The sequence below is a fragment of the Anaeromyxobacter sp. PSR-1 genome (assembly GCF_000964525.1).
Lineage (GTDB): Bacteria > Myxococcota > Myxococcia > Myxococcales > Anaeromyxobacteraceae > Anaeromyxobacter.
Genome location: NZ_BAZG01000281.1, coordinates 1 through 3,712, shown reverse-complemented (window position 1 = coordinate 3,712; position 3,712 = coordinate 1). Strand labels below are relative to the sequence as shown.

1 protein-coding gene and 2 pseudogenes are annotated in these 3,712 nt (G+C 74.3%); 1 reads left to right on the top strand and 2 read right to left on the bottom strand.

Features of this window, described 5'->3' with window-relative positions; genetic code table 11:
- A pseudogene (locus PSR1_RS22315) lies at positions 1-667 on the bottom strand (hypothetical protein); the annotation flags it as partial.
- A gap of 200 nt (positions 668-867) precedes the next feature.
- Here PSR1_RS22315 and PSR1_RS22310 point away from each other — a divergent pair.
- On the top strand, positions 868-2,940 hold the full coding sequence (locus PSR1_RS22310) for an OPT family oligopeptide transporter (protein WP_059439517.1): 2,073 nt from the start codon (positions 868-870) through the stop codon (positions 2,938-2,940).
- A gap of 81 nt (positions 2,941-3,021) precedes the next feature.
- Here PSR1_RS22310 and PSR1_RS22305 read toward each other — a convergent pair.
- A pseudogene (locus PSR1_RS22305) lies at positions 3,022-3,712 on the bottom strand (response regulator); the annotation flags it as partial.

Below are 3,712 nucleotides of genomic sequence, written 5' to 3'. Positions count from 1 at the left end.
GCTCGTAGCCCTCGGCGGCGAGCGCGGTCAGGAACAGCGCGAGCTGGACGGGGAACTCGCCGGCGCGGGCGGCGCCGCGGGCCGGGACGCCCTCGCCCCGCAGCAGCGCCTGCGCGCCGGCGCGCACCGCCGCGAGCCCCTGCCGCAGCCGGTCGGGCGCCATGCCGGCGAGGACGCGCGGATCCCCGGCCGGCGCCGCCGAGAACGTGGTGACGTTCTTCAGGTCGGGGTAGGCGGCGAGCGCGGTGAGGAGGTCGGCGCCGCCGGGCACCACGGCGCTGCTGGGCAGGCCGGCGGGGCGGAGCGGCGCGAGCGCCTCGAACGCCTTCGCGCGCGGGCCGGTGCGGAACGCCTCGAGCGCCTTCCGCTGCTCGGCGCAGAACGCGCCGACGACCTGCGCGTCGAGGCCGGCGGGGGCGGCGCCCCGGCACGCGACCAGGTCGAACAGCCGCCGCACCTCGGCGCCGAGCTCGGCGGCCGGCTCGGCGGGCCCGGCCGCGGGCTCGTCGGGGATCTCGCACGGCTTCACCGGTGCGCAGGGCGGCTCGCCGGGCGCGCCGGCGGGCGGCGTCGCCTGCTGGGCGGCGGCGGCGGGGCGGGCGGCCGACAGGGCGAGGAGGGCGGCGGCCGCGCAGGCGAGCGGCGCGCGCGAGGGGCGGGCGGGCATGGTCCTCCTCTAGCACGCGTCCCAGGGACGCGCGACGCGGGCGCGGGTGCGCGCCGCGCGAAAGCGCTGCGCCGCTGCACTTTCCGTGTGCAAGGGGCCGGCCGCGAAAGGCCCGCGCGGGGGGTTCCCGGTTGTCGACATCGGCGGGCGGACGTGGTTTTCTCCCCGCGCAACGCGGAACCCCAGCGGCGAGGAGACGCATGGCAGAGCCGAGCACGGTCGTGAAGCCCGAGGTCGAGCAGAAGGAGTTCAGGCCGTACATCGGCGCGGATCGCACGCTCCCCGAGTTCACGCCCAAGGCGGTGCTGCTGGGCGCGCTGTTCGGCATCCTGTTCGGCGCCGCCACGGTCTACCTGGCGCTCAAGGCGGGCCTCACCGTCTCCGCCTCGATCCCCATCGCCGTCATCGCCATCTCGCTGGGGCGGAAGGTCTTCAAGACCTCCATCCTCGAGAACAACATCATCCAGACCACCGGGTCGGCGGGCGAGTCGATCGCGGCGGGCGTGGTGTTCACGCTCCCGGGCTTCCTGTTCCTCTCCGCGGGCACGGGCGGCTCGTCGGTCGGCGCGGGCTACTTCAGCTACGTGACGCTGTTCACGCTCTCGATGGTGGGCGGCATCCTGGGCGTCCTCATGATGATCCCGCTGCGGCGGTCGCTCATCGTGAAGGAGCACGGGCAGCTCGTCTACCCGGAGGGCACGGCCTGCGCCTCGGTGCTCATCGCCGGCGACAAGGGCGGCGACTTCGCCAAGACCGCGTTCCAGGGCGTGGGCTTCGCGCTCGGCTACGCGCTCCTGCAGAAGGTCTTCCACGTCATCGCCGAGACGCCGGCGTGGGTGACGAAGCAGACCAACAAGTGGCTGCCGAACGCCACCGTGAACGGCGAGATCACGCCGGAGTACCTGGGCGTCGGCTACATCATCGGGCCGCGCATCGCGGGCGTGCTGGTGGCGGGCGGCGTCCTCGCCTGGCTGGGGCTCATCCCGCTGCTGTCGGTGCTGGTGCCGGGCGAGGTCATCGCGCGGCAGCTCGTGAAGGTGGGCGCGAGCCCGGAGGGCTTCGGCTTCGACGCGGCGGCGGGCACGTTCGCGAACCTGCCGCGCGCGGTGTACCTCGCCTACATCCGCCAGATCGGCGCGGGCGCGGTGGCGGCGGCGGGCTTCATCACGCTGCTCAAGACCTTCCCGACCATCGTCAGCTCGCTGCGGGACTCGATCCGCTCGCTGGGCGACAAGACCGCGGCCGCCTCGGTGTCGCGCACCGAGCGCGACCTGTCCTTCGTGACGGTGATCCTCGGCTCGATCGGCCTGGTGGTGCTGCTGGTGGCGCTGCCGCAGGTGCCGGGCGACACGATCCTCAACAAGCTGCTCACCGCGGTGCTCATCATCGCGTTCGGCTTCATCTTCGTGACGGTGTCCTCGCGCATCGTGGGCATCATCGGCTCCTCCTCCAACCCGATCTCGGGCATGACCATCGCCACGCTCATGGCGACCGCGATGGTCTTCGTCTCGGTGGGCTGGACGGGCGCGGCCTACGAGCCGATGGCGCTGGTGGTGGGCGGCATGGTCTGCATCGCGGCCGCGAACGGCGGCGCGACCTCGCAGGACCTGAAGACCGGCTACCTGGTGGGCGCCACCCCGCGCGCGCAGCAGCTGGCGCTGTTCGTGGGCGCGATCGCCTCGGCCACGGTCATCGGCGTGACGGTAAAGGTGCTCGACACGCCGACGGCGCGGATGATCTCCGAGGGCATCACCGACCACGCCATCGGCTCCTCCTACTTCCCGGCCCCGCAGGCGACGCTCATGGCGACGCTCATCAAGGGCCTGCTCTCGCTCAACCTCGACTGGCACTTCGTGCTGGTGGGCGCGTTCGTCGCCATCACCATGGAGCTGTGCGGCGTGAAGTCGCTCTCCTTCGCGGTGGGGCTCTACCTGCCCCTCTCCACCACGCTCCCCATCTTCGTGGGCGGCGCGCTGAAGGGCGTGGCGGACTTCGTCTCCCGCCGCAAGGGCGGCGCGGGCGAGGAGGGCGAGCTGGGCAGCGGCAGCCTGTTCGCGACCGGCCTGGTGGCGGGCGGCGCGCTGTTCGGCGTCATCGTGGCCTTCCTGCAGGTGTTCGCGGAGGGCACCATGAAGACGCTCGACCTGCAGGAGTCGATCGTCCACGCCATCGGGTCCACCGGCTACGCGGTGCTGGGCGTCGCCTTCTTCGCGGCGCTGGCCGGCGTGCTCTACCGCGCGGCGCGGAAGCCGCAGCCCGGGCTCGAGGCCTAGCGTCCTCCGCGATCCCGCTCATGGTGAGCCCCGTCGAACCATGAGCGGGTCGCCCGGGCAGGTCCGGCGGCGCGCCGCCGCTCACACCTCGCGCAGCGAGTCGAGCTGGGCCTGCAGGTCGCGGTTCTTCTGCTGGTAGCGCGCGACCTCGCCGTTCAGGAAGTCGTTCTCGCCGCGGAGGTCGCCGAGCTCCTCCTCGATCCGCGCCACCGCGGCCTTCAGCTTCGCGACCTCGGCGGGGTCGGCGGCCGGCACGGGCGGCGGGCGCGGGGCGGCGGCGGCCTTCTCCAGCTCCTGGATCCGCTTCTTCATGCCGAGCTCGGCGCGGGCGCGCGCCTCGAGGTGCTTCTCCAGCTCCACCATGGCGGCCTTCAGGCGCGCGGCCTCGGCGGCGTGGCGGCGCTCGGCCTCGCCGGCCTCCGCGGCCGCCCCCTGGCGGCGCCGCTCGGCCTCGGCCTGCGCGGCCTGCAGCTCGGTCCGCGCCTTCTCCAGCTCGGCGGCCCGCGCGGTGCGCTCGGCCTCCAGCTCGGCGAGCTTGCGGCGGACGGCGCCCAGCTCCGACTCGAGCCGCGCGGCGGAGCCCTGCAGCTTGCCGGCCTCCACCGCGGAGCGCTCCTCGGCGCGGGCGCGCTCGGCGGCGGCGGCCTGCGCCGACCGCGAGGCGGCCTCGGCGGCCTGGGTGCGCTGCTGCACCATCTCGCGGAGCGACCCGACCTCCTTGCGCAGCCGGGCGGCCTCCTCGGCCACGGGCTCGAGCTGGGCGAGCCGCTTC

Excerpts from the sequence above, each read along its gene's own strand:
- PSR1_RS22310 (WP_059439517.1), top strand. The coding sequence starts at position 868 with ATGGCAGAGCCGAGCACGGTCGTGAAGCCCGAGGTCGAGCAGAAGGAG.